This is a genomic window from Methylobacter sp., from assembly GCF_023227905.1.
In the GTDB taxonomy this organism is placed as follows: Bacteria; Pseudomonadota; Gammaproteobacteria; order Methylococcales; family Methylomonadaceae; genus Methylobacter_A.
The window spans coordinates 13,348-31,125 of record NZ_JALOCF010000010.1; the positions used below are offsets into that span (position 1 = coordinate 13,348).

The window sequence follows — 17,778 nt, forward strand, 5'->3', positions numbered from 1 at the left end:
TAACGACTATGCAAAATAGATTGACTGTACAAGCCTTGCAATGGACGGGCGATACTTTAAAAGTGCTGGACCAGCGACAATTGCCGGAAAAAATCGTTTACGACGAATACAAGGATGCCGAAGGTGTCACCGAAGCCATTGCCAGCATGCGCGTTCGCGGCGCACCGGCTATCGGCATAGCGGCAGCTTACGGTGTGGTGCTGTCGGTTCGCAAACAATATGCCCAGTCCAATCAGTGGCGGAAAAAAGTGGCCGCCGATATCGAGTTGCTGGCAAAGTCCAGGCCCACAGCGGTCAATTTGTTTTGGGCCTTGGACCAGATGAAAGCCGAACTAGCCAAGCAACTTGATAATCCGCTGGCCGCCATTCTGGCTTGTGCGGAAAAAATCCATAACGATGATATTGCCGCCAACCATAAAATGGGCGAATTCGGCGCCGATATTCTGGACGGTGCAAAGGGGGTAATGACGCATTGCAATGCAGGTGCCCTGGCGACAGGCGGCTACGGTACGGCGCTGGGCGTTATCCGCAGCGCTTATCAAAGACAGCGCCTCAACGTTTATGCGGGCGAAACCCGGCCCTGGCTGCAAGGTGCGCGGCTGACCGTTTGGGAATTGGCGCAAGACGGCATCCCGGCGACCCTGATTGCCGATTCGGCGGCGGCATGGCTGATGAAATCCGGGGCTATCGATTGGATCGTGGTCGGCGCGGACCGCATTGCAGCCAATGGCGACGCCGCCAATAAAATCGGCACCTATTCCCTGGCCGTGTTAGCCAAACAGCATGGCGTCAAGTTGATGGTCGCCGCGCCGACTTCGACCATCGACTGGACTATCGAAAACGGCGACAAGATAGAGATTGAGCAACGCAATCAGAACGAATTATTGCCCGCTTGTTATAGCAAAGAAGGTTCTTTGATCAGTGCCTGGAACCCGGTTTTTGACGTGACCCCGGCGGCATTGATTTCAGCGATTGTGACCGAACGCGGCGTAATATTAAATCCTTCCGAACAAGGCGTGAGAGGTTTAAAAAATGCAATTTAATAAAAAAGGCAACAATCCGGTATTGGCCGTTAGCTTTTTATTTAAGGGGCTGAATCTATTAAGCAGTCCGGAACTGCGTAAATTCATCATTATCCCCATGTTAATCAATGTGGTGTTGTACAGCGCCGCGTTAACCTTGGGTTATTTTTATATTTCAGACTTGATTGACCAGTTTATCCCCAGCTGGCTGAGTTGGTTGAGCTGGATATTATGGCCGTTGTTTTTTATCAGCTTTTTTATTGCCGGTTTTTTCACCTTTACCTTATTGGCGAATATATTGGCCGCGCCGTTTTACGGAAAATTATCCGCAAAAACGCTGGCGATGGTAAAAGGCCAGGCATTTGCAAGCGCTGAACAGCCTTTGGCCAAAGTCCTTGTTGGGGAAGCTAAGCGCATGGGCTATCTGGCGACCAGGGCCTTGCCATTGCTGATATTGTCGATCATTCCCGGCATCAATGTCATTGCGCCTTTTTTGTGGGCGCTGTTCGGAGCCTGGGGCATGGCGCTGGAGTATTTGGCCTACCCGCTTGAAAACGAAGGCGTATTGTTTTCCGAGCAAAAAGAGCTGGTCAAAAGCGTAAGGCTGGGCGCGTTAAGTTTTGGCGGACTGGCGGTGTTGGGGCTTACCATTCCGTTGCTGAATATCATCATCGCCCCGGCTGCGGTGATTGGTGCTACGCTTTATTTTAATGAGATTAGGCAGGATTGAGGCGTAGATGAAAAGGTTATCTGATATATCCTGATGATTTCAGTTCCGTAGGCCGGAATAAGCCGGTTCGAGCGGCAGCGAGAACTGGTGTTTCCGGCAACCATTCTTAAAATTTGTCTATTTGTAGTTATATTTGAGGGAGAGTAATGTCGCACAATTCAAAGGAAGAACTTGTATATCGAACATGTGTGCTTCTAGTACAACATTTTAGAAATCTTATAAAGGCAAGAGCTGGCGGTTTTAACTGCGGTTTTCACTCAAGAATATTTCAACACATGCTTCATTGGGAATTTGACTTTGTTGGGGTAGGTCAGTCAGCTGAGGTAACAAATGAATCTGGTTTTCATCCTGAACATGTTGTTCCGTGTGCTGTTCTAATAAGAGAAACACTTAGGCTCATTGAAGAAAACGTACTGAGTGACACGGAAATTGCGAAGTTACTTCAGAAGCATTGGAAGATCGCAAGAATAACAAAAGAACAAGCATCGGAAATTGACAAGCATTATAAGTCGGAAATGCCACCAGGTTGGTGCTTTGAGTCCGGAGAAACTCTCGCGAGGCTAGCACACATCAAATTAGTACCTATTAGCAAATAGACAAAATAAGCACATCTGATTAGCTTGGGGTTAGCAATCAGTCAGGCAGTCGGGCATGCTGTTTATGCCCGACATTCATATACATTAAATGTCGGGCAACGAAAAGATGTCGCCTAAAGCGCCTACCGTTGGTGCCCGACCTACAAAATTACTTTTAATTACCAGGATTTATCGTATGGAACAGATTATTAATCTTCATATTGAAAAACTACCTGAAGGCCTTTATTTAGCTACCTCGGACGATATTTCCGGCTTAATTGCCCAAGGGCGGACAATAACCGAAACCTTAGAAATTGCGCGTGACGTAGCCAAAATGCTTCTTGAAGCGCAAGCCGAGAACCACCTAGATACCGAAAAAGTCCGGTTAAATCCAGAACAGTTTTTTGGAGTTAGCCATGTAGAGCATGTCGATCAATTATTTGAATCTATACGCGACGAGTGGGAACACTAAAGCATGAAATATTATTGTGCTAGTTCCCAAGCTCCAGCTTGGGAATTTGGTGCGGGAAGCTCTAGCTTCCCGTCTCGCGAAGCTAGAGCTTCGTTACTTGGGTTCCCAAGCTGGAGCTTGGGAACCAGTGTATTTCTTAACTTGATGGTAGTAATGCGTTGCGTGGGAACGAGGTTAAATCCCTAATGAAATTCGCAATACAAGTTAACGCCAGCCCTTACCAGTCCAATGCCGGGTACACCGCATACCAATTCATCAATGCCGCCTTGGCAGCGGGACATGAAGTGTTCCGGGTATTTTTTTATCAAGACGGCATTTACCATGCATTCAAATACGCGACACCGCCGAATGACGAGCTCCAGTTCACCGCGCAATGGAGCGAGCTGGCAAGACAGCATCAGATTGACTTGGTAGTGTGCATTTCCGCCGCCCAACGGCGCGGCTTGCTATGCAGCGACGAAGCCAAGCGGCAGGGCAAACAGGATAATGATCTGGCCGATGGCTTTCGCATTTCCGGTTTGGGGCAACTGGTCGAGGCCACGCTGGAAGCCGATCGCTTTATCGTATTCGGGTGAAGGCATGAAACGTTACTTATTCGTACTGCGCAAGCCGCCGCATAGCGGCGCCCAAGTTCAGGAGATGCTGGACATCATTCTGACCACAGCCGCGTTCGACCAGCACGTCAGCATCTTGTTGCTGGATGATGGCGTGTTTCAGCTGAAAAACGGGCAGAAGCCTGAGCTATCAGGCATGAAAGATACCGCTGCTATTTTTAAGGCGCTGGAAATCTACGATGTGAATGACATTTACACCGAAGTGGAGTCGCTACAGGAACGCGGCTTAAAGCCGGGAGATTTGTGCTTGTCGGTGCAGGAGTTTTACCGGAAAGACATAGCCGGATTGATGAAGCGATTTGATGTGGTGTTTGCGGGGTAGGGTTTAGAGACCTTCCAGGTTTTTAAAACCTGGAAGGTCTGGAAACGGCTTTAGAGCCAAATTATTTTGTGTTTTTTGTACCTGATCTATTAATCACCACGAAGGACACGAAGAGCACGAAGAAAAGCCAAAATAAAAACTTCGTGTTCTCTGTGTTCTTCGTGGTTTTATCTTTTTAGCCAGTCAGCTTCTTATACTTCAACCGATGAGGATTATCCGCATCGCTACCTAACCGACGGTGACGGTCGGCTTCGTAATCTTCATAGTTGCCTTCAAACCAGACCACGTTACTGTCGCCTTCAAACGCCAACATGTGCGTGGCGATTCTGTCCAGGAACCAGCGGTCATGCGAAATAACCACCGCGCAACCGGGGAAGGCCAGCAGCGCTTCTTCCAACGCGCGCAGGGTTTCAACGTCCAGATCGTTGGTTGGCTCATCGAGCAACAGTACGTTGCCGCCGGTTTTTAGCAGCTTGGCTAAATGTACGCGGTTGCGTTCGCCGCCGGAAAGATCGCCGATACGTTTTCCCTGATCCGCGCCTTTAAAGTTGAAACGGCCCACATAGGCGCGGGAGGGCGTTTCATACTTGCCGACGGTAATCATGTCCAGCCCGTCGGAAATTTCATCAAACACGGTTTTCTTCGGGTCCAGGTCATCACGCAACTGATCGACATAGGCGAGTTGAACGGTTTGCCCTAGTGTTAGAGCGCCTGAATCGGGCTTGTCGACACCGGCCATCATGCGGAACAGCGTGGTTTTACCCGCGCCGTTCGGGCCGATAATGCCGACGATGCCGCCGGGCGGCAGTTTAAAACTCAAACCGTTGAATAACAGTTTGTCGCCGAAAGCCTTGCTGATGTTGTCGGCCTCAATGACCACGTCGCCCAGACGAGGTCCGGGCGGAATATAAATTTCCTGAGTCTCGTTGCGTTTTTGCACGTCGGATGAAGACAGCTCTTCAAAACGGGCCAATCGGGCTTTGCTTTTAGCATGGCGGCCTTTGGGGCTGGAACGCACCCATTCCAACTCTTCTTTCATGGCTTTTTGGCGGGAAGATTCCTGTTTTTCTTCCTGCAACAAACGGTTGCTCTTTTGCTCCAGCCAGCTGGAGTAATTGCCTTCCCACGGAATGCCGGAACCTCTGTCCAGCTCCAGAATCCAGCCGGCGACATTGTCCAGGAAGTAGCGATCATGGGTTACCGCGACCACGGTGCCGGGATAATCGTGCAGAAATCTTTCCAGCCAGGCGACCGATTCCGCATCCAAATGGTTGGTCGGTTCGTCCAATAACAGCATGTCGGGGTTGGACAGCAATAAGCGGCATAAGGCCACGCGGCGTTTTTCACCGCCCGACAGTTTGGTGACATCGGCATCCCAATCCGGCAACCGCAACGCATCGGCAGCGACTTCAAGCTTGCGGTCCAGGTTGTGGCCGTCGCAAGCGTTGATGAAGTCTTCCAGGAACGCTTGTTCGGCAGCGAGTTTGTCGAAGTCGGCATCGGGCAGCGCGTAAGCGGCATAGACGGCGTCGAGTTTTGCCAAAGTTTCCTTGATTTCCGCGACCGCTTCCTCGACATTGCCGCGCACGGTTTTATTGGGGTCGAGCTGCGGCTCTTGCGGTAAATAGCCGATGTTGATGCCTTTAAGCGGGATAGCCTCGCCTTCGATTTCCTTGTCGATGCCCGCCATGATGCGTAGCAGCGTCGATTTACCCGAGCCGTTTAAACCCAATACGCCGATCTTTGCGCCGGGAAAAAAAGACAGCGAGATGTCCTTGAGGATATATTTCTTGGGCGGGACTATCTTGCCGACCCGGTTCATTGAATATATGTATTGCGCCATAATGTTTAGTTCATCAGTTTAAAATTGGTATAGGGTACCAGAAAGCAGGCGCCTTGGTTGGCGCGATCTCGGTTATTATTCCACGTTATTTGGCAATTTTTAAGTGTTGATGATGAGGCGGATGCTGCGTGGTTAATTTTTAGCACGAAAGCAGCAATCGGTATTTAAATGAAACGAGGTGTTACATGTTTATATGACTGAACTTCGCTGAGCGAGGTTCAATATTCTATTGGTTCGGCATGGCTGGCTAGCAACAATCCCTCTATGCGTCAGCTTGATTTTAAATAGAGTTATCATCAAGTCTGACGCATAAGGGTATGTCATCGTTCAGCACTGAGGTGCGGTGATTCGACCTCTAATTTTGACGCTGTTTCTCCAGCAAATAATCCAGCCAGAGATTAGACAGCTTTTCCTGCACGGTATTTTGCCGCAATCTTGCGTTCAGGTGCGGGAAGTCAACCTTATCCAAATCCTGATCCTGGTTGTAGCACGAGTACACGAACACTTCCTTGCCGGTCTCTGCATCAACATGTTTGCACAAGCATTGCGCGCAAATGCCTTTCATCATGCACTGCATCGGCGAGTTGATCGAACCGATGGCGTGATGGGCCTTTTTCAGATAAGGCTTCAATACATCGAAGCGTGCGCTTTTCACTGCGGCCATCATGCGATCCGACCCGATCACGATCAAATGGTCGACATCCGACAGCGAAATGGGTTGTTCGCCGAGTTCGCCGTTGGCGTAGGCCAACATGCATTCCAGGATATTGCCGACAAAAGTCTTGTCTTGTGGACGGGTCGGGGTAATCGGGGTTACGCCTTCGCCTTTGTCGACCGACCAGATAATGATATCGGCGGCAGCTTCCACGTCCTCGACTTTAAAGCGGTCTTGCGCATATTTGTAACCGGCGAAATAAATCACCTTATTGCCTGCCGCTCTTAACGCCTTGCCGATGGAGAACAGTACCGCGTTGCCCAAACCGCCGCCGAGCAACAATACGGTCTCGCCGGTCGGGATATCGGTTGGCGTACCGGTTACACCCATCAACACCAACGGATCGCCGACTTTCCAGGTTGCGCACAGGCGTGAGGACGAGCCCATCTCCAGTGCAATCAATGAAACCGTGCCTTTGTCTTTATCGACTTCCGCACCGGTCAGCGCCAGGCCTTCGGCCGCCAGCACCGTGCCTTCGACGACAGGAGCAAAGGCTTCGTAGTTTTGTACGCGGTAAAACTGTCCGGGCTGGAATTTTTCCGCCGCCATCGGCGCTCTGACCACCACTTCGATAATGGTCGGGGTCAAGCGGTTGATGGCGACGATAGTGGCTTTAAATGCTTCATCCAGACGAGCAAACAAGGCTTTCAAGGCTGCATCGCGTTCCGCTTGCTGAGCAGGATTTAATCGAGCCAGTTCTTGTTCAAACAGTTTGACCACATGCGGGTAGCCGTTCTTGGCGCTGGCCATGGCTTTAACCACATTACCGGCATAAACAGGATGGTTATCGCCGTAGAAACTGATGAATTTGCCGTCTTTTTGATAAGACGTCAGCGGCGCGGGTTTGCCGAGTTTGGGCATAGCTTCATCGTGCATCGGCACCAGTTCAACGGAATCGTTGTTCCATTCCGGCTGGTAGCGTTGGAAGAACCATTTGTCCATCACGAAGGTGTCAGGGTATTCGCTTTGGTAAATGGTGTTCGGCGAAGTGCCCGCCGCAACGTATAGGCTGCGCAATGGAACTGTGACATTCTGCCCTGAACTAAGCCAGCGGCCTTCTTCCAGCACCAGTTTTTCAAACTCTACTGCGTTTAAATGGCCGTATTCATCGGTTTCTGCGCCGAGCGGGCTCATGCCCTCGGCCAAAGCGATGCCTTCTTCCAGCGCTTTGGCGATTTCTTCGTGGTTTTGGCGATACGCAGGCGCATCGTTGATGCCTTTACGGTAAAACAGCGTGACGCCGCCCCAGGCATCTACCAGCGGTTGAAAATCAGGCAGTTCGCCTTCCGCTTCGGCGCGTTGGCGTTCGGCGACGATAGCTTTGCCGTGCGCCAGGAATTCATCAAGGATAATGGTTTCTTCCTGATCGTAACGGCTGCGGACGGTTTGCTCGCCGTACACGTTCACCAGGGTTTCATAACGATGCAGGATTTTTTCGACCTGTACCGGGTAATATGCCATCAATTCGGTTGCGGTATCCATAGCGGTCAAGCCGCCGCCGATAACGCCGGCAGGCAAACGAACCTGCAAGTTTGCCAGAGAGGAATCCTTAGCAGCTCCGGTTAATTGCAAGGCCATCAGGAAATCCGACGCTTTGCGTATGCCGCGGATCAGGTTGTTCTTCATGTCGATAATCGTCGGCTTGCCTGCGCCCGAAGCGATACAGATATGGTCGAAGCCCATGCTCCATGCATCTTCGATAGTAATCGTGCCGCCAAAGCGCACGCCACCGTAAGAGCGGAACGCTGCGCGACGCTGCAAGGTCAGGTAAATGACTTTCAGGAAGTTCTTGTCCCAGCGTACGGTAATGCCGTATTCGGCAACGCCGCCAAAACCGGCCAGGATGCGTTTGTCCAGCTCTTCGTAAAGGTCTTGGAAGTTGACAATCGGCATAGGCAGATGTTCGCTGTCACCGGTCAGTTCTACCGGCAGCGGCTCAAGCTTTAAGCCGTCGATACCGGCAACGCCGAAGCCTTCATTTAACAAGTAATGACTCATCGTGTAACCGGCAGGGCCGAGGCCGACCACCAGCGCGTTTTTGCCGTTGTAAGGCAGCATATACGGGCGCTTGACGTTTAATGGGTTCCAGCGGGTCAGTAAGCTGTAGATTTCAAAGCCGTAAGGCATGAACAATACGTCTGTCAGGACGCTGGTTTCAATTTGCGGAATATCGACCGGATCGGTTTTTTGGTAGATACAACCTTTCATGCACTCGTTGCAGATACGATGTCCGGTGCCTGGGCACATTGGGTTGTCGATAACGACAATCGCCAACGCACCGATATTGTCGCCGTTACGCTTGACGAGGTGCATTTCCGAGATTTTTTCATCCAGCGGGCAGCCGATAGTGGTCACGCCTAATGGGTCAACCTTGAAAGTTTCGGTTTTTTTGTTGCGCATGCCCTTGGAGCAGGAGTCGGTGTCGCGCTCGTGACAGTAAATGCAATGATTGACTTCGGACAATACCTGGCGCTGGTTGTAACGCGGGTCGGTCAGCTTGAAACCGTCCCGGCGGCGGCGGTGCTCCTGCTCGCCCATCCAGGCCTTGAACTCGCCGCGGTCGACCAGGTCGTGTGCAACCAAGTGGTCGAAATCGCGCTTTTTCGGGAATTTGAAGCTTGACCAATTCGCAACCACATCGTTGTCTTGTTGAGCGACGAAACTCCAGCGTTGCACGATGTCCATCAGGGCGGCGACAAATTCGGCGGGGTCTTGCTGACTGATGATGTCGTTAAATTCGCTTGCCGCTTCCTGATGCGCGGCGAGTTTTGCGCGCAGAGCCTCGGCGACCAAATCGGCATTTTCGTAATCGCTGTCTTTGCCTTTGGCAACCAATTTGTAATGGCTGGACAGCAGGCCGATAGCTGCGCCAACTCTTGCTACGCGGTGTTCGGGGTCATTATCCTGGTTGGCTTCGGGGAAGCCGGCATCTATCAGCAGATCAAAACGGTTCAGGATGGAAGGAATAGCCCAATCGCTGGTATCCTGGCCTTTAAAGGCGAAGCCTAACTTTTCGACCACTTCATTTTTATAGGTAAAAATGGTGTCGATTTCATCCTTAATTCTGGCGCCCTGCGCTTGATGCTGCTCGGTAACATTGAACAACTGAGCGACAAACTGGCCGACATAAGGCCCCATGCGCACCAGCAGGTCGGAAACAGCTTCTGCCGATAATCCGGCGCCCTGGTTCTCGCGGTAAGCCTTGAATTCATTGTGCAGCACTGAATCATGGCGCTCAACCGAAGCATCAAACACATCCAGCAAATCTTTCAGACGTGCAGAGTCATATAAATCGGGGTAGTTAAAGCCGGGAATGCCTAGGGTAAGATTGTGTTGTTCCATAGTTCTCGTGTTTGATTAGTTCGCTTGTCCATACAGCCCCCATAAAAAATGGCTTTATCTGTACTTAAAAGGTTACCGAAAAGACTGAATTTAACCGCGCATTATAAGTAGATATGGCTTTTTTTGCCACAGATAATCTTTTAAGGGTGAGCTGCAATAAGTTCTTAAGACATAATAATTTTTACAAATTACTGTTCAGGCTAAGACGTCGGCATTTTTTCCCTGAGTTTTAAAAACCGCTGATACCGCGTCATGGAAATAGCGCCGTTTTCCGCCGCCGAGCGCACCGCACAGCCTTTATCAACCAGATGGCGGCAGTCCTTAAACTGGCATTGATCAATCAACGGCTGGAACTCACGATAACCGTAAGCCAGCTGTTGTTCGGATAGGCCCGCTAGCCCGAATATGGCGACGCCGGGGCTGTCGATTAAATCGCCGCCTTGCTCCATATGGTACAGCGTCGCTGCTGTGGTGGTGTGCCGTCCGTGTTTGGTAGTTTCCGAGATGGTGTTGGTTTTGAGATCTTTATCGGGAATGATCGCATTGGTTAATGAGGACTTGCCGACGCCGGATTGTCCCGCCAAAATGCTGACCTGATCTTTTAAGGCCCGCTCCAGTTCGTCCAGTCCCGATGCCGCCGTAGCGCTGACCCGGTATAGCTGATAGCCCAGATTGGTATAGTCCAGCAGTTCCTGTTCAATAACGGTCGATTGCGCCAAGTCTGTTTTATTCAGCACTAACGCCGCATCTATATTGCGGTTTTCGCAAATGGCCAGGTACTGGTCTATCAGCAAAAAATCGCAATAAGGCTCGACAGCAAAGACGACAAAGACGGTGTCGATATTGGCGGCAACAGGGCGCGTTTTGCCGCTTCTGGACGGGCGCATCAACAGCGAACGGCGCGGCAGGATTTTTTCTATGCGCCCCTGGTCGGGCGAGGATTGTGTCCATAAAACTCGGTCGCCGACTGCGACGGTTTCAAGCCGCCGCAGGGTTTGGCACAGTACAATCTTGTCGTTATGTTCAACCGCGATACCCTGGCCTAAATGGGAGATAACCAGGCCTTCAATTAATTCACTCATCAAGCAGGGCGTATTTGTGATTCTAAGTTGGCAATACGAATAGCCGCAGGCGGATGACTGTAATGGAATGCGGAATACAAAGGGTCCGGCGTTAAGGTGCTGGCGTTTTCTTCAAACAATTTAACCAAGGCGCTGATCAGCTTTTCGGCTTTGGCATTGTTTGATGCAAAATTATCGGCTTCAAATTCAAATTTACGTTGAAAGTAGGCAACGATAGGCTGGATAAAAAAGGTAAACGACGATGATACCAGCATGAACAGCAACAAGGCCGCAGCATGCGACGGTTGCTCTACGCCCAGTCCGTTATAGAACCATTGCTGGTCGATCAGCCAACCTAAAACCGCGAAACTGACCAAGGTCATGACGGCATTGGCAATCAGCATCTTGATGGTGTGTTTGCACTTGAAATGTCCCAGTTCGTGGGCCAGTATCGCTTCCAGTTCTTCATCGTCCAAGGAATTAATCAAGGTATCGAAAAATACGATGCGCTTGTTGTTGCCAAGGCCGGTGAAGTAGGCGTTACCGTGGCCTGAACGCTTGGAACCGTCCATAATGAAGATGCCCTGGCTGCTAAAGCCACAACGAGCAAGCAAATCCTGAATACGGTCTTTTAACGAGCCTTCTTCCATCGGGGTGAACTTATTAAATAACGGCGCGATCAAGGTTGGATAAAGCCAGCTTATCAGCAGCGAAAAGCTTATCAGTATGGCCCAGGCCCATAACCACCACAATGAACCTATGCTGTCCATAACCCACAGGATCAGGGCGATTAAAGGCATGCCGATAGCGGCAACCAAAACCATCTGCAATAGTTGATCCTTGACGAATTGTTGTGGCGTGCTTTTGTTGAAGCCGTACTTTTCTTCAATTATAAAGGTTTGGTAGACGCTGGTAGGAAGCTCTAACAAAGTCATCACCAGAAACACAGTAGCCAGTGCCGCCAAGCCTGCTATTAAAGGCGATTGCACCGTAGCGGCCCAAAATTCGAAAGCCCAATTAATGACGCCGCCGAGAGTCAATATTAATAGCAGTACAACACCGAGTACGCTGTCGATATTGCCTAGCCTGCTTTTTTCCAGCGTGTAGTCGGCCGCTTTCTGGTGGGCTTCCAGCGAGACAGTATTTTTAAAGGCTTCTGGCACGGCGAAGCGATGCTTTGCAACATAATTAGCGTGCCGTTGGGCCAGCCAGAACTGGACTGAAAAAGACAGGGTTAGCGCGACTAAAAAGACGATGGTAAAGCTATTCATAGACGGGATTCTTCAAAGTTTAAGAGTTAGACGTACACATTAGCCAATGCTACACTAACCGCCACCTTCAATACAATGGAATCAATAAATGGCGCAGGATTCATCGCATCTCATCTGGGTAGATCTTGAAATGACAGGACTCGATCCTGACAACGATTTGATCATCGAGATTGCTACGATTGTTACTGACAAGAATTTGAATGTTTTGGCCCAAGGCCCGGTGCTGGCGGTGCATCAGTCCGATGCGGCGTTGGCGGCTATGGATGAGTGGAACCAGCAGCATCACGGGCAGTCCGGCCTGATTAAGCGCGTCAAAGCGTCTACTATTAATGCTGCTGAAGCCGAGCGGCAAACGCTGGCATTTCTAAAGCAGTGGGTGCCGGAAAACACCTCACCAATGTGCGGAAACAGCATCGGCCAGGACAGACGGTTTTTATACCGCTACATGCCCAAGTTGGAGGCGTATTTTCATTATCGCAATATCGATGTTTCAACGATCAAAGAGCTGGCCGCCAGATGGGCGCCGCATGTCAAAGACGGCTTTAAAAAACAGTCCTCGCATCAGGCCCTGGACGATATTATCGAGTCTATTGAAGAGCTGCGTTATTACCGCGAGCACTTTATCAAGTTCTAAGTTATGAACCAAATACTTGCAGTTGGGCTGGGCGGAGCGTTTGGCGCAGTGATTCGGTTCCTGGTGTCGTCGGGTATTTACCAGTGGTTGGGACGAGGCTTTCCGTATGGAACATTAGTTGTCAACGTGATCGGCTCGTTTATGCTCGGCTTGTTGACCGAGTCGTTGATCCAGCAACGTATCACCATCACATTTGAATACCGGGCGGCTATTCTGATTGGCTTTATCGGGGCGTTTACAACGTTCTCCACCTTTTCGCTGGAAACTTTTTACCTGATAGAACAGGGCAATTTAAACAAGGCGGCGCTGAATATATTCATCAGCGTCACGGCTTGCGTAGGTGCAATCTGGATCGGATTGCTGTGCGGCCGGGGCCTGTTTTATTATTCGGATGGCATTATTCAGGTGTCGGGCGGCGTCATCCCTTATGCCTTGATGACAATCAATGCGATATTCGCTTTTCTGGTCAGTATGTTGGCAACCATTTTGTTGCAGAAAGTGGCGATATCCGTGGAATATCGCGTCGTCCTGACCGTGATCACAGTGGGTGTGTTTTTAACCCTGTCCGGCTTATACCTGTTGTTGTTTTTGGTTGAGCACGGTTATTCGTTCGACACCCATCTGAATTTAATGCTGAGCACCTTTGTCGCCAATAGCCTGGTTTGTATTTTAGTGATTTGGATGGGCTTGCTGGTCGGCAGGCAGATTTGAGAGACGAAAGACAAAGGGCTAAAGGCACATACTTTTTTCGCCCTTTGCCTTTTGTCTTTCGCCTCATATATATTTTAATTTTAAGGTAATAATTTAATCATGTTAGATCCCCGCTTATTCAGAACCGAGCTTGATTTTGTTAAGGAACAGCTAAACAGACGTTCATTCGATTTTAACCCGGAGTATTACTCCGAGCTGGAAGCCCGGCGCAAAGATATCCAGGTTAAAACCCAGGAATTGCAGAACGAACGCAACAGCAGCTCAAAAGCCATCGGCATGGCCAAAGCCAAAGGCGAAGACGTGCAGCCGCTGTTGGATCAGGTTCAGCATTTGGGCGATGAACTGAAAGCCGCGGAAACCGAGTTGTCCGGTATTCAGGCGAAAATGACCGCCCTGATGGAAGGCATACCCAACATCCTTGATGAGTCCGTGCCGAGCGGCAAGAGTGAAGACGACAATCTCGAAATCAGCCGCTGGGGCGAAGTTCCGAACTTCGATTTCGAGCCCAAAGACCATGTTGATTTAGGCGCAAAGATAGGCATGGATTTCGAGCTGGGCGCAAAAATCGCCAGCGCAAGATTTGTTGTTTTAAACGGGCCGCTGGCGCGCTTGCAACGGGCCATTATCCAGCTGATGCTCGATACCCATACCTCCGAACACGGCTACAGCGAAACCTACGTGCCTTTTTTGGTCAACGCCGACAGCTTACGCGGCACCGGCCAGTTGCCCAAGTTTGAAGCCGACCTGTTCAAGGCCAGCGACGATCCAGGCTTATACCTGATTCCGACCGCCGAAGTGCCGGTTACCAACATTGTCAGGGACGTAATTATCGACGCCAAAGACCTGCCGCTTAAATTCGTCTGCCACAGCCCCTGTTTTCGTAGCGAAGCCGGCGCCTATGGCCGCGATGTCAGAGGCATGATCCGTCAGCACCAATTCGAAAAAGTCGAGATTGTGCAAATCGTAAAGCCTGAGGATTCAGTTGCGGCTCATGAAGAGTTAACCAATCATGCAGAAGCCATATTGAAAAAACTAAACCTGCCTTACCGCAGGATGTTGTTATGCGCAGGCGATACCGGTTTTTCATCAAGCAAAACCTACGATCTGGAAGTGTGGCTGCCGGGGCAGGGCGCGTATCGCGAAATTTCATCGTGCAGCAACTTCAAAGACTTTCAGGCGCGCCGCCTGCAAGCCCGTTGGCGCAACCCCGAAACCGGCAAGCCCGAGCTGGCGCATACCCTGAACGGTTCCGGTCTGGCTGCGGGCAGAACCTTGATTGCGGTGATGGAAAATTATCAGGATGCAGAAGGTCGCATTCATATTCCTGAAGCGTTGCGACCTTATATGGGCGGGTTGGAGGTTATTGGTTAGCTGTGGGCAGGCTGCTTTTGGCTTTATGTTCAACGAAACCGCTTTCCGCTCGCCGCATCATAAATAGCAGTTTCTTGTCCAAGTTCGCCGACTTTGCCGTGCACGATAAAAATATCGGAACCGGCAAAGGTTTTTAGGAGTTTCCTTGAATCTTTGATGGCTGGTCGGGTCGTCGGGTTGGCGCTGGTGGAGACTAGCGGACTGCCGAATTGGGCGCATAAAGCTCGGGCTATCGGGTGATTGGTTACTCTGACTGCCAGGGATTGATGTTCGCCGGTCAGACATTTTGGCACCCAAGGCTGGGCTGGAATAACCCAGGTCACGGGGCCTGGGCAAGTCGGTGTGATCCGCTCAATAATGGCTTGATTCAAGACGAGGTAAGGGCGCAATTGCTCCAGCGATGAGGCGATCAGTATCAAGCCTTTTTCTACCGGGCGCTGTTTGATGGCGAGCAGGGACATCACAGCCGTTTCATTGAGCGGATCGCAGCCTAAGCCGTAAACGGCTTCAGTGGGATAGGCGATTACTGCTCCGGTTTTGATATGACGAACAGCGTTTTTTATTTTGAAGCCGGAGCAGTAGGGCATTTGAGTTGGATTTTAAAGCTTCACCGCGAAGAACACGAAGTTTTTACTTTCTTCGTGTTCTTCGTGTTCTTCGCGTCTTCGTGGTGAATTAAAGTTTTAAGCTACTTAGGCCCCTGCACATCGGCCGGATCGCCTTCATACGGTGTTGCGTATTTGCAGTCTTTTTGCGGGCAAACTTTTTCCACGCCGCGCCGTTTGGTCTCTTTGACGGTCAAAATAGGCCATGCACATTCCGGGCAGCTTTCTTTGATCGGCGCGTTCCATAATGCGTAATCGCATTTCGGGTATTCCGAGCAGGAATAGAAAATCTTGCTGTTTCGCGACTTACGCTTGAGTATATTGCCTTGTTTGCATTGCGGGCATTCGACGCCGGTGTCCGACGGTTTTTCCAAAGGCTCGATATGCTTGCATTTGGGATAGCCGCTGCAACCGATAAATTTGCCGTAGCGGCCTGTCTTGATCACTAACGGCGATTCGCATTTAGGGCAGACTCGGCCTTCCACAACTTCGGGTTCGTCGGTAGCGCCCGCGTCATCGTTCAGGTTTCGGGTGTATGAACAGCCGGGATAGTTGGTGCAGCCGATAAAGCGGCCATTACGTCCCAAACGGATGGACAGCGGGCTGCCGCAATCCGGGCATTTTTCATCGATAGCTTCCTGGGTGACATCCTTGCGCTGGACGCTTTCTTCTTTTTCGTGGATTAGCGTGTTAAACGGCGTCCAGAAATCGCGCATTAACGGAATCCAGTCTTTTTCTCCCCGCGAAACCGCATCCAGTTCATCTTCCAGATTGGCGGTAAAACCGTAATCGACATATTTGGTGAAATGTTCGGTCAGGAATTTATTGACGATTCTGCCGACATCGGTCGGGTAGAAGCGTTTGCCGTCCAAAGTGACGTAGTCGCGGTTTTGCAAAGTCGAAATGATCGATGCATAGGTCGACGGCCTGCCGATACCGTGCTCTTCCAGCGACTTTACCAGGCTGGCCTCGCCGTAACGTGGTGGCGGCTCGGTAAAGTGTTGTGCGGCATTGATGTCGTTCAGTTGAACCGGACGGCCTTCTTCCATCGGCGGCAGGAAACTTTCCTTGTCGTCGCTCTCGTTGCTGTCGTCTTTGCCTTCCAGGTAGGCGGCCATGAAGCCGGGATGGGCTATCGTAGAGCCGGTGGCTCTGAACACGTGCTTGCCGTCGCCGCAGGTTAAGTCGACGGCGACCATGTTCAGCGTGGCATGAATCATCTGGCAGGCAATGGTGCGCTTCCAGATCAGTTCATAGAGCTTGAACTGTTCAATACTCAGATGGTTTTTTAGCTGGCTCGGCAGGTACCTTGGATAGGTCGGGCGTATCGCTTCGTGCGCTTCCTGGGCGTTTTTAGATTTGGTCTTAAAGACTCTAGGCTCTTTGGGCACATTTTCAGCGCCGTAGTTTTCGGCAATCAGCGCACGGATTTCTTCGACGGCGTCTACCGACAGGTTGACCGAGTCGGTACGCATATAGGTGATTAGACCTGCGGTTTCGCCACCTATATCGATGCCTTCATACAGTTGCTGGGCAACGATCATGGTGCGTTTGGTGGTGAATCCCAGTTTGCGCGAGGCTTCTTGTTGCAGTGTCGAGGTGATGAAGGGCGGGGCAGGGTTGCGTTTTTGCTGTTTCTTTTCCAGCTTGGCGACCATTAATTGGCCGTCGGCGGCATCCAGCAAGGTTTGCCTGGTTTTTTCCGCCAGCTCTTCATCGGTAATGCTGAATTGTGTGACTTTTTCACCGTCAAACTGGGTCAGTTTGGCTTTGAAGGCTTGATCCTGCGAGGTCAAGGCGGCATCGATCGTCCAGTATTCGCGGGATTTAAAGGCCTCGATTTCCAGTTCGCGTTCGACGATCATGCGCAAGGCAGGGCTTTGTACGCGGCCTGCGGACAAGCCGCGGCGGATTTTTTTCCATAATAACGGCGACAGGTTAAAACCGACCAGATAATCCAAAGCGCGGCGCGCCTGTTGGGCGTTGACCAGGCTGATGGCGACTTGCTCTGGGTTGGCTATGGCCTCGGTGACGGCTCTTTTGGTGATTTCATGGAAAACAACCCGATGCACCGGCTTGTCTTTTAGTAATTTTTTTTCTTTCAGCAATTCAAGTAAATGCCAGGAAATGGCTTCCCCTTCTCTATCAGGGTCAGTCGCCAGATATAAGGTGTCTGCGGTTTTAAGGGCTTTGCTGATCGCTTGGACATGCTTTTGGTTGCGATCGATAACTTCGTATTTCATTGCGAAGTTGTTATTCGGGTCGACGGCACCTTCTTTTGGGATCAGGTCGCGGACGTGTCCATAAGAGGCTAAAACTTGAAAGTCTTTGCCTAAATATTTTTCTATGGTTTTGGCTTTTGCAGGTGATTCTACAATGACGAGGTTCTTACTCATTTATTTAAAAAGATGAAAGGCGAAGGGCTAAAGACGAAGGGCGAAGGGCTAAAGGCAAAAAACGTACATTTTCGCCTTTAGCCCTTCGCCCTGG

Annotated in this window: 15 protein-coding genes; 9 read left to right on the forward strand and 6 right to left on the reverse strand. The window is 50.6% G+C overall.

Annotated features, from left to right (window positions below; genetic code table 11):
• Nucleotides 1-8: 8 nt before the first annotated feature.
• The 6 genes from mtnA to tusC all read left to right on the forward strand — a co-directional run bounded on the left by mtnA (nucleotide 9) and on the right by tusC (nucleotide 3,735).
• Nucleotides 9-1,043 carry an S-methyl-5-thioribose-1-phosphate isomerase gene (mtnA, locus tag M0R47_RS06055; RefSeq protein ID WP_292551795.1) on the forward strand — a complete coding sequence of 345 codons (1,035 nt, stop codon included), beginning with the start codon at nucleotides 9-11 and terminating at the stop codon, nucleotides 1,041-1,043.
• Complete coding sequence (gene cysZ / locus M0R47_RS06060) at nucleotides 1,033-1,752, forward strand: sulfate transporter CysZ (protein ID WP_292551798.1); 720 nt, start codon at nucleotides 1,033-1,035, stop codon at nucleotides 1,750-1,752. The genes mtnA and cysZ overlap by 11 nt, the downstream gene beginning before the upstream one ends.
• A 146-nt stretch (nucleotides 1,753-1,898) precedes the next feature.
• Nucleotides 1,899-2,348 carry a hypothetical protein gene (locus M0R47_RS06065; protein WP_292551801.1) on the forward strand — a complete coding sequence of 150 codons (450 nt, stop codon included), beginning with the start codon at nucleotides 1,899-1,901 and terminating at the stop codon, nucleotides 2,346-2,348.
• 175 nt (nucleotides 2,349-2,523) lie between these two features.
• Nucleotides 2,524-2,799: a type II toxin-antitoxin system HicB family antitoxin gene (locus M0R47_RS06070; RefSeq protein WP_292551805.1), complete on the forward strand. Its 276-nt coding sequence runs from the start codon at nucleotides 2,524-2,526 to the stop codon at nucleotides 2,797-2,799.
• 185 nt (nucleotides 2,800-2,984) lie between these two features.
• Complete coding sequence (gene tusD, locus M0R47_RS06075) at nucleotides 2,985-3,374, forward strand: sulfurtransferase complex subunit TusD (protein ID WP_292551807.1); 390 nt, start codon at nucleotides 2,985-2,987, stop codon at nucleotides 3,372-3,374.
• A 4-nt stretch (nucleotides 3,375-3,378) separates the two neighbouring features.
• Nucleotides 3,379-3,735: a sulfurtransferase complex subunit TusC gene (gene tusC / locus M0R47_RS06080; protein ID WP_292551810.1), complete on the forward strand. Its 357-nt coding sequence runs from the start codon at nucleotides 3,379-3,381 to the stop codon at nucleotides 3,733-3,735.
• A gap of 175 nt (nucleotides 3,736-3,910) precedes the next feature.
• On the opposite strand, the gene ettA is transcribed toward tusC, so the two are convergent.
• From ettA to M0R47_RS06100, 4 genes are all read right to left on the reverse strand, one after another.
• Complete coding sequence (gene ettA / locus M0R47_RS06085) at nucleotides 3,911-5,578, reverse strand: energy-dependent translational throttle protein EttA (RefSeq protein WP_292551813.1); 1,668 nt, start codon at nucleotides 5,576-5,578, stop codon at nucleotides 3,911-3,913.
• Nucleotides 5,579-5,933: 355 nt separating this feature from the next.
• Complete coding sequence (locus tag M0R47_RS06090) at nucleotides 5,934-9,635, reverse strand: pyridine nucleotide-disulfide oxidoreductase (protein ID WP_292551816.1); 3,702 nt, start codon at nucleotides 9,633-9,635, stop codon at nucleotides 5,934-5,936.
• A gap of 200 nt (nucleotides 9,636-9,835) precedes the next feature.
• Nucleotides 9,836-10,717 carry a ribosome small subunit-dependent GTPase A gene (rsgA, locus tag M0R47_RS06095; protein WP_292551819.1) on the reverse strand — a complete coding sequence of 294 codons (882 nt, stop codon included), beginning with the start codon at nucleotides 10,715-10,717 and terminating at the stop codon, nucleotides 9,836-9,838.
• Nucleotides 10,717-11,967 (reverse strand): M48 family metallopeptidase, encoded by a 1,251-nt coding sequence (locus M0R47_RS06100; protein WP_292551821.1) that lies wholly within the window; start codon nucleotides 11,965-11,967, stop codon nucleotides 10,717-10,719. The genes rsgA and M0R47_RS06100 overlap by 1 nt, the downstream gene beginning before the upstream one ends.
• 88 nt (nucleotides 11,968-12,055) lie before the next feature.
• On the opposite strand from M0R47_RS06100, the gene orn reads away from it, so the two are divergent.
• The 3 genes from orn (at nucleotide 12,056) to serS (ending at nucleotide 14,683) form a co-directional block, all read left to right on the forward strand.
• Nucleotides 12,056-12,601 (forward strand): oligoribonuclease, encoded by a 546-nt coding sequence (gene orn / locus M0R47_RS06105; protein WP_292551824.1) that lies wholly within the window; start codon nucleotides 12,056-12,058, stop codon nucleotides 12,599-12,601.
• A gap of 3 nt (nucleotides 12,602-12,604) precedes the next feature.
• Entirely contained in the window at nucleotides 12,605-13,312 is a 708-nt protein-coding gene (gene crcB, locus M0R47_RS06110; protein WP_292551827.1) for a fluoride efflux transporter CrcB, read from the forward strand.
• A gap of 99 nt (nucleotides 13,313-13,411) precedes the next feature.
• Complete coding sequence (gene serS / locus M0R47_RS06115; protein ID WP_292551829.1) at nucleotides 13,412-14,683, forward strand: serine--tRNA ligase; 1,272 nt, start codon at nucleotides 13,412-13,414, stop codon at nucleotides 14,681-14,683.
• A 29-nt stretch (nucleotides 14,684-14,712) separates the two neighbouring features.
• Here serS and M0R47_RS06120 read toward each other — a convergent pair whose 3' ends face one another.
• Nucleotides 14,713-15,270 (reverse strand): L-threonylcarbamoyladenylate synthase, encoded by a 558-nt coding sequence (locus M0R47_RS06120; protein ID WP_292551832.1) that lies wholly within the window; start codon nucleotides 15,268-15,270, stop codon nucleotides 14,713-14,715.
• Between the two features lie 101 nt (nucleotides 15,271-15,371).
• Nucleotides 15,372-17,684 carry a type I DNA topoisomerase gene (gene topA / locus M0R47_RS06125; protein WP_292551834.1) on the reverse strand — a complete coding sequence of 771 codons (2,313 nt, stop codon included), beginning with the start codon at nucleotides 17,682-17,684 and terminating at the stop codon, nucleotides 15,372-15,374.
• Nucleotides 17,685-17,778: the final 94 nt, after the last annotated feature.

Coding starts and splice junctions, on each gene's coding strand:
- mtnA (WP_292551795.1), top strand. CDS start 9: ATGCAAAATAGATTGACTGTACAAGCCTTGCAATGGACGGGCGATACT.
- cysZ (WP_292551798.1), top strand. CDS start 1,033: ATGCAATTTAATAAAAAAGGCAACAATCCGGTATTGGCCGTTAGCTTT.
- M0R47_RS06065 (WP_292551801.1), top strand. CDS start 1,899: ATGTCGCACAATTCAAAGGAAGAACTTGTATATCGAACATGTGTGCTT.
- M0R47_RS06070 (WP_292551805.1), top strand. CDS start 2,524: ATGGAACAGATTATTAATCTTCATATTGAAAAACTACCTGAAGGCCTT.
- tusD (WP_292551807.1), top strand. CDS start 2,985: ATGAAATTCGCAATACAAGTTAACGCCAGCCCTTACCAGTCCAATGCC.
- tusC (WP_292551810.1), top strand. CDS start 3,379: ATGAAACGTTACTTATTCGTACTGCGCAAGCCGCCGCATAGCGGCGCC.
- ettA (WP_292551813.1), bottom strand. CDS start 5,578: ATGGCGCAATACATATATTCAATGAACCGGGTCGGCAAGATAGTCCCG.
- M0R47_RS06090 (WP_292551816.1), bottom strand. CDS start 9,635: ATGGAACAACACAATCTTACCCTAGGCATTCCCGGCTTTAACTACCCC.
- rsgA (WP_292551819.1), bottom strand. CDS start 10,717: ATGAGTGAATTAATTGAAGGCCTGGTTATCTCCCATTTAGGCCAGGGT.
- M0R47_RS06100 (WP_292551821.1), bottom strand. CDS start 11,967: ATGAATAGCTTTACCATCGTCTTTTTAGTCGCGCTAACCCTGTCTTTT.
- orn (WP_292551824.1), top strand. CDS start 12,056: ATGGCGCAGGATTCATCGCATCTCATCTGGGTAGATCTTGAAATGACA.
- crcB (WP_292551827.1), top strand. CDS start 12,605: ATGAACCAAATACTTGCAGTTGGGCTGGGCGGAGCGTTTGGCGCAGTG.
- serS (WP_292551829.1), top strand. CDS start 13,412: ATGTTAGATCCCCGCTTATTCAGAACCGAGCTTGATTTTGTTAAGGAA.
- M0R47_RS06120 (WP_292551832.1), bottom strand. CDS start 15,270: ATGCCCTACTGCTCCGGCTTCAAAATAAAAAACGCTGTTCGTCATATC.
- topA (WP_292551834.1), bottom strand. CDS start 17,684: ATGAGTAAGAACCTCGTCATTGTAGAATCACCTGCAAAAGCCAAAACC.